This window comes from Candidatus Eisenbacteria bacterium (assembly GCA_013140805.1).
Taxonomy (GTDB): Bacteria; Eisenbacteria; RBG-16-71-46; order RBG-16-71-46; family RBG-16-71-46; genus JABFRW01.
The window spans coordinates 1-7,041 of record JABFRW010000036.1 but is presented as its reverse complement, the minus strand read 5'-3'; the positions used below and the strand labels follow the sequence as shown (position 1 = coordinate 7,041).

The following is a 7,041-nucleotide window of genomic DNA, read 5'->3' as shown; positions in this document are numbered from 1 at the left end:
ACCGTCGGGTGCCCGCCGCGCGCTTGCGTGCGGCGCGGAAGCGCTGCAGCGCCCGGCGGTGCGCGGCAAAGGCGATACGGCGCGGCAGTCGATCGAGCGCGAACCATCGCGCCTCGATCGCGTCGTCGCCGGGCTCGAGCTTCCCTCCGGTCGCCTCGGCGGTGTAGAGGATCAGCACCGCCCGCACGCGCGGATCGTCGAGTCCGGCGTAGACGCCGAACAGCCCGATCAACCGCGCCTCGATGCCCGTCTCCTCGCGAAGCTCGCGCACCGCGCAGTGCTCGGGTGTCTCGCCGTACTCCATGAAGCCCGCCGGCAGGCACCACGCCCCCGCCGCCGGCTCCCAGCGGCGCTTGACCAGCAGCACCCCGTCGTCGCCGGCCACGATCACGCCGGCCGCCGGCGCCGGGTTGCGGTAGTAGATCCAGCCGCACGCGGGGCAGGTCGGGCGCTCCTGGCCGCGATCGTCGCGCATCACGAGCGGAGTGCCGCACAGCAGACAGTGGCGTGGACGAGCGGGCATGGTCATGGGGGAGCGAGGCTAGAGATCGCGGCGGTGCGCCGCAAGAGGCGGGCCGCTCCGCGCCGGTTCCGGACCGCTAAACCCGCGCTTCTCGGCGGAATCCGGAGCCGTCAGGCCCGAGAGTGTGCGTGAGCACTTCGCGTGAATCCCCGCGCTCCCATGACCTCGAGGTCGACATGCCGACGCTTCGCTCGTTCTCAGCTGCGCTCCTGCTCTTCGGCGGTGCCCTGATGGTCGGCGCTTCGCCGATCGTGGCCGCCGATTGGGTCGTCACCAGCCTGCCTTCGGGCTATCACTACCGACTCGCGGTCGGCCTGAACGGAATGGTGTATGCGTGCGGCGGCAGTCAGCTGCACGTCTCCGCGGATGACGGCGTCACCTGGACGCCGGGCGGCGTGATCGCGCCGAACACGCTTCCGCAGGCGCTCGTTTGTTCACCGTCAGGCGCCCTGTACGCGGGGGACTTCGCGGTTGGAGTGTTTTGTTCCGACGACGCCTGCGCCACGTGGCTCGGCGTCGAGCTTCCGCAGGCGACCCACTCGTTCTCGACCGGTTGCTTCGCATTCGGAACGGGTGGCGAGGTCTACGCGGGCACCATCGACGGCGTCTATCGCTCCAGCGACCTCGGCCTGACCTGGGAAGCCCGCAGCACCGGACTGCTCGGCCGCCATGTGCGCACCATGGCCGTGACCGCCGACCAGCGGGTGTTCGTCCACACGCTCTATCCGGCACAGATCGACGGCCTCTATCGTTCGACCGACCGCGGCGACACGTGGGTTCGTCTCGGCGGCAACGCGCCGTACTTCAGCGCGCTGATCGCTGCGCCGAACGGCGACCTGCTCGGAACCAGCGACGAGTCCGTGTTCCGCTCGACGGACGGCGGAGTCGTGTGGAGCAGCAGCGGCTCTGGACTCGGAGCAAACGAAAACCTCACCTCGATCGTGATCACGCCCACCGGTCGAATGATCGCGGGTGGCTACCGCGTCGATCGGAGCGATGCGGGCGTGCTGGATGCGGGCGACGGGCCCACGCGCTCGTCGGCGCATGTGCTGAGGCAGAACAGTCCGAATCCATTCCCGCGCTCCACGCGCATCGGCTTCACGCTCGCGCGAAGCGCTCGCGTGGATCTGGCGGTGTTCGACCTGACCGGCCGGCACGTGGCGACGCTCGCCGAAGGCGTTCACGAACCCGGCGAGCACGCAGTGATGTTCGACGGTTCGGTACTGCCCGCGGGCGCCTACCTCTACCGCTTCGTGGCGGACGGCGTCACGACGTCGCGGCGGATGATCCTGATGCGGTAGGCGCACGCGCTGAGAAACTGCTCCGCCCGCTGCCGGGAGCGCCGCGCTGCACCGATCGTCCGTGTTCGCCCCTTGCTGACACCGTGTTCCGGTGTGGACGCATCGGTCGACGCCCCCGGCTAGGGGCGGTGTGACTGTGTTCGTGGGTCAGCGATCCGAATCCTCCTCCGACAACTCGCGTTCGAGCTTCTGCAGCTCGAGCTTCATCTCGCGAATCTCACGACGCAGATCTTCGGAGTTGCGGTCGCGATCACGCAGCCGGCGCACCGTCACGCGCGGCCGTTCGGAATCACGCTCGGCTCGCCACTTCATCATTCCCGGACCGCTTCCGTCGTCGGAACGGCGCAGGAGGACATCGCTTCTACCCCGATTGCGTTGCGGGAGTTCCGCGGTGACCACACGGCGTTCGCCGCGCCGCAGGATCGTGATCTCGACCGGTCCGCTCGGCGCACCCGAGACGGCGTTCACGAAGTCGTCGGTACCGCGCACCTCGCGCTCACCGACCCGGGTCACCAGATCGCCCTGACGCAGTCCGGCTCGATCCGCCGCCGAACCGTCGATCACGTTGGTGATCCGCACGCCGCGATCCGCCTCTTCGTAGCCGACTCCGAGTCGCGGGCGCCCGTTGCCGACCAGGCGTTCGAACGCGCGTTTGGTATCGGGGCCCATGAAGTCGTTGACGTCCGGCAGGTCCAGTTCGTGGACCTCGCCATCGTGCCAATCGTGCGCCCACATCCTGGGCGCCTTCGGTGCCACCGGAGCACGCGGCGCGGTCGGGGCACGCGGGGCACGCGGCACCGGCGGCGCGATCCACCTCTCGTCCGGAGCGTCTTCGCCGTCTTCGTCGTCGCTCGGATCCGGAGTCCGGAACGTGAACGTGCGCGTGTGATCGCCATCGCGATCGTCGTCGTTCTCGCGATCCCGTGCGGTCCAGCGAGGCGTTTCGGTGCGGTCTTCCTCGCGATTGCCAAGCGTGACGGCGACCGTGCGACGCGCCCCGTCCCGCCACAGCAACACGCTCGATTCCTGCCCGACCCGCGCGTCGCGCACGAAGCGCGTCAGCTCGGCGGGCGAGTCGACGCTGCGCGAATTGAACGACACCAGCACGTCACCCTTGCGGATGCCGGCACGCTCCGCCGGGCTGCCATCCACCACGCGATTCACCAGCACTCCCTCACCGCGGTAGTCCATCGCATCGCGCAGATCCGCATCGAGCGTCTGAGTGAACACACCCATCCACGCCTGACCCGACTGTGCGTGCGCCGGAGCGACCGCCACGAGTCCGAGCGCCATCAGCGCACCGAACATCGCGACCATCGAACCCCATCGCTTTCGCATGCTCTTCCTCCTTCGTGATAGCGTCGCCGGGCCTGAACGTTCGAGGGTCTGCCCCTGAAACCACGCGGCCCCTCCCTCAGTTCCCGGAATTCCTCCGAGAGCGGAACGAGCCCCTCCCCGCGCATGAAAGTCAACGAGCTGTTAACCCTCGCCATCGAGGATGTGGTGCCCGGAGGCCAGGCTCTTGCACGGCACGAGGGAAGAGTCGTGTTCGTGGACCGCGGTCTTCCCGGCGACCGCGTCGAGGCCCGGGTTTCACATGTGAGACGGCGTTGGGCCGATGCAAGGTTGGAACGCGTCGAGCCTTTGTGCCCCGATCGGGTACCCCCGCGATGCTCCCATGTGCACGTCTGTGGCGGCTGCCGCTTTCAGGACCTCGCCCTCGAGGCGCAGGTGCGGCTCAAGGAACGCCACGTCCGCGAGACGCTCGAACGCATCGGCGGGCTCGAGAACCCGCAGGTCCGTCCGATCGTCGCGGCGCCCGACGCATGGCGCTATCGCAACAAGATGGAGTTCAGCTTCGCGCCCGACTCCGACGGATCCCCGCAGCTCGGACTTCACGTGCGCGGCGCGTTCGATCGTGTGTTCGAACTCGAGGACTGCCTGATCGCGAGTGAGTTGACGGTCGAGGTGGTGCGTCTCACCCAGCGGTTCGCGCGTGCGCATCGCTGGCCCGCCTACCACCCGCGCCGCCACGAAGGCATCGCGCGGTTCCTGGTGGTGCGTCACTTACCGCTCACCGACCAATGCGCCGTGCACCTGGTCGCCGCGTCCGATCAACTCGACGGACTCGACGCATGGGCGCGTGAAGTCGCGGCGACGAGCCCCGCGATCCAGGGAGTTTCGCTGTTGATCAATCGAGCGCGCGCGAACGTCGCGATCGGCGAGGAGGAACGACTGCTGCAAGGTCGCGCCACCGTGGTGGAGCGCCTGCTCGGACTCGAGTTCGAAGCCGGTGCCGCGTCGTTCCTGCAGACCAACAGCCGCGCAGCCGAGGGTCTCTACCAGGGGGCGATCGCTGCGGCGGCCGCGACGCCCGACGACGTGGTGCTCGACCTCTACTGTGGCACCGGAACACTCACGCTGCTGTTCGCGCGCGTGGCCGGCGAGGCGATCGGGGTCGAGAGCGTCGAGCCCGCGGTGATCGCGGCGAGAGCGAACGCGGTGCGCAATCGCGTGACGAACGCGCGCTTCGAGGCCGGCGAGTCTCGTGCCGTGCTGCGCCAGTGGGCACGCGGCGAACGCGCCGGCGCACCGCGCCCCTCGATCGTGGTCGTCGACCCGCCGCGAGCCGGACTGCATCCGCGCGTGGTGGCACGCATCGCGGAGCTGACGCCGCGTCGTGTGATCTACGTGTCGTGCAATCCCGCGACGCTGGCGCGCGATCTCAAGGACTTTGCCGCGCTCGGGTTTGCGCTCGATCACGTGACGCCGTTCGATCTGTTTCCGCACACGCCACACATCGAATGCGTGGCACGGCTGGAGCGTACGGCGTCCGTCTGAGCGTTACTGAGCCGTCAGATTCTCGACCATCTTCCACGCCACCATGCCGCCGTCGATGCTGCGCACGTCTCGGAATCCGGAGTCGGCGAGCATCTCGGCAGCGGTGAGACTGCGACTCCCCGAGTGGCAGACGGTGAAGATGGGCTTGTCCTTCCAGGCCGCCAGCTCGCCCACGTGCTTGTGCAATTCGGGAAGCGGGATCGTCATCGCCCCCGGCGCCGCCGGGTACTTGCTTTTCCACTCCTTCGGATTGCGTACGTCGAGCAGCAGTGCTTCCGAGTTCTCGTCCAGAAAAGTCCGCGCCGAGGCCGCGTCGATGTGGCTGACCGCCGCGTGCGTCGCGCTTCGCGTGCCCGAAACGGCGGCGCGGCCACCGGAGCCCGAGTTCCCGCATCCCGTCAGCAATGCGAGCGCGAGCGCGAATGCGCTCGTCGAAACTCTCGAAACGAATTCGGGGTGTTGACACAGGTTTCGCATCGAAGCCTCCTTGCTGTGCTAGCCTCTTCGGCCATGATTTCGACTGTTCGACTCCGCATGCGGATGCTCGCGCTCGCGGCACTGGCGATCGCTGTGGCCGCCACCGCGCCGTTCGCCGCCGCTCAGGAATCCGGTGCGACGCCCGGCTCCCGGTTGCTCGACAAGGGCACTTTTCTCATCTCGCTGCGCGGCAAGCTGCTCGGTCGCGAGAACTTCGCGATCGACGTCGCGGGCGACAGCATGGTCGTTCGTGCGACGTCGATCGTCTCTCATCGCATCGACGGGGTCGACCAACAGGTCAAGAAACTCCTGAACATGACGGTGAGCCGGGACGACTACGCGCTTCGCAATTACCTGTCGAACGAGCGGGTCGGCGGCCACGAACGGATCCGCGGCATTTCGCTCAGTTCCGACACCGTGTTCACGATCTTCAAGGAAGTCGACGGGCGAGGCATCGGTACCGCCTATCCGATGCCACCCGGTCGTGTGTACGTGCTCGAGTCTCAGCTCTACACGCTCATGTACTACATCGCCTTGAGCCTCCACTCCCAGCCGTTCGACGTGCGTCCCATCAACATCGTGACGCTCGCGGACCGCGACACCACCGCCGAGGCGCAGGTCGCGCGACTGCCCTCCGAGCCGTTGCGATGGGGCGGCAAGTCGGTGACGGCGAGCCACCTTCAGTTCCGCCAGGAACCGCTGGTGTTCGATCTGTGGCTCGATCGCCAGGGCCGCCTGTTGCTCATGACGCATACGGGCACCGGACTTCGCATCGAGCGGGAAGCCGCGACCACCACGCCGCGACCGCGGACGCCGGCGGCCGCGAAGAGTCCCTCGAAGCCGGGCTAGTCGCGCACGACTCGTCGTGGCGGCGTCTCGCGATCACGCGCGACCGCCGTAGCGAGTGCTCAGCCACTCGGCCAGCAACCGCACCCCGAACCCGGTCGCGCCGCGCGGTTCGTGCGCGCGCTCCGCGGACGTCCATCCGGTGCTCGCGATGTCGAGATGCGCCCACGGCAGTCCGCGCGCGAAGCGCTTGAGGAACATCGCGCCCAGGATCGCACCCCCCTGCGGGACCGACGAGTTCACGAGGTCCGCCGTGTCGCTTCGCAGCTCCGATGCATACTCGTCCCACAGCGGAAGCCGCCACAGCCGCTCACCGGTCACCTCTCCCGCCAGCGTCAGCTCGCCCGCGATCGCGTCATCGTCGGTGAAGAGCCCGGCCGCGAGATTTCCGAGCGCGATGCTCACGGCTCCTGTCAGGGTCGCGAGGTCGATCACCGCGTCAGGCTTGAAGCGCCGCGCGTAGACCAGCGCATCCGCGAGCACCAGCCGTCCTTCCGCGTCGGTGTTGGTGACTTCGACCGTGGTTCCATCGAGTGCTCGCAACACGTCACCGGGCTTGAACGCGCGACCACCCGGCATGTTCTCGGCACTCGCGATCAATCCCACCACGCGAACCGGCACTGCGAGTTGCGGCAGCGCCGCGAACAGTCCCAGCACCGCGGCCGCGCCGGCCATGTCGTACTTCATCCTGTTCATGTTTTCGCGCGGCTTGAGCGAGATGCCGCCGGTGTCGAACGTGACGCCTTTGCCGACCAGCACCACGGTCGGTGCGCGTTTGACCCCGCGCGGCGCGGCGCGATCCAGCACCACGAAGCGCGGCGGGTTCGGACTTCCGCGCCCGACGGCGAGCAGAAGGCCCATGCCGAGCCGTGTCATCTGCGGCACCCCGAGCACCTGCACGCTCGCGCCCGCGTCGCGCGCGACCTGGCGGGCGCGGCGCGCGAGCGCATCGGGCGGCAGGGCGTCTCCGGGGGTGTTCGCCAGATCGCGCGCCAGACAGGTGCCCGAAGCGATCGCGTCGCCACGCGCCACCGCACGGCGCTGCCGGGCCGA

Annotated in this window: 7 protein-coding genes; 3 read left to right on the top strand and 4 right to left on the bottom strand. The window is 68.5% G+C overall.

The features are described 5' to 3' along the window. Positions 1-529 (bottom strand): NUDIX hydrolase (locus HOP12_03775; GenBank protein ID NOT33270.1); only part of this gene is annotated, 529 nt, incomplete at its 3' end. Positions 530-699: 170 nt separating this feature from the next. Between HOP12_03775 and HOP12_03770 the strand changes: the two genes are divergently transcribed. After that, complete coding sequence (locus tag HOP12_03770; GenBank protein NOT33269.1) at positions 700-1,824, top strand: hypothetical protein; 1,125 nt, start codon at positions 700-702, stop codon at positions 1,822-1,824. Between the two features lie 147 nt (positions 1,825-1,971). Here the strand turns inward: HOP12_03770 and HOP12_03765 are convergent, their stop codons facing one another. After that, positions 1,972-3,162, bottom strand: coding sequence for a PDZ domain-containing protein (locus HOP12_03765; GenBank protein NOT33268.1), 1,191 nt, complete (start codon positions 3,160-3,162; stop codon positions 1,972-1,974). A gap of 213 nt (positions 3,163-3,375) precedes the next feature. Here HOP12_03765 and rlmD point away from each other — a divergent pair, with 213 nt between their 5' ends. After that, positions 3,376-4,665, top strand: a complete 1,290-nt coding sequence (gene rlmD, locus HOP12_03760; protein ID NOT33267.1) for a 23S rRNA (uracil(1939)-C(5))-methyltransferase RlmD — start codon at positions 3,376-3,378, stop codon at positions 4,663-4,665. Between the two features lie 3 nt (positions 4,666-4,668). On the opposite strand, the gene HOP12_03755 is transcribed toward rlmD, so the two are convergent. Further along, a complete protein-coding gene (locus HOP12_03755; GenBank protein NOT33266.1) occupies positions 4,669-5,142 on the bottom strand; it encodes a rhodanese-like domain-containing protein in 474 nt (157 codons plus the stop codon). 33 nt (positions 5,143-5,175) lie between these two features. Here HOP12_03755 and HOP12_03750 point away from each other — a divergent pair, with 33 nt between their 5' ends. Further along, positions 5,176-5,991, top strand: a complete 816-nt coding sequence (locus HOP12_03750; GenBank protein ID NOT33265.1) for a hypothetical protein — start codon at positions 5,176-5,178, stop codon at positions 5,989-5,991. A 33-nt stretch (positions 5,992-6,024) separates the two neighbouring features. Here the strand turns inward: HOP12_03750 and HOP12_03745 are convergent. Next, a partial coding sequence (locus HOP12_03745; protein ID NOT33264.1) for a leucyl aminopeptidase occupies positions 6,025-7,041 on the bottom strand: 1,017 nt, incomplete at its 5' end.

Excerpts from the sequence above, each read along its gene's own strand:
- HOP12_03750 (NOT33265.1), top strand. The coding sequence starts at position 5,176 with ATGATTTCGACTGTTCGACTCCGCATGCGGATGCTCGCGCTCGCGGCA.
- HOP12_03770 (NOT33269.1), top strand. The coding sequence starts at position 700 with ATGCCGACGCTTCGCTCGTTCTCAGCTGCGCTCCTGCTCTTCGGCGGT.
- HOP12_03765 (NOT33268.1), bottom strand. The coding sequence starts at position 3,162 with ATGCGAAAGCGATGGGGTTCGATGGTCGCGATGTTCGGTGCGCTGATG.
- HOP12_03755 (NOT33266.1), bottom strand. The coding sequence starts at position 5,142 with ATGCGAAACCTGTGTCAACACCCCGAATTCGTTTCGAGAGTTTCGACG.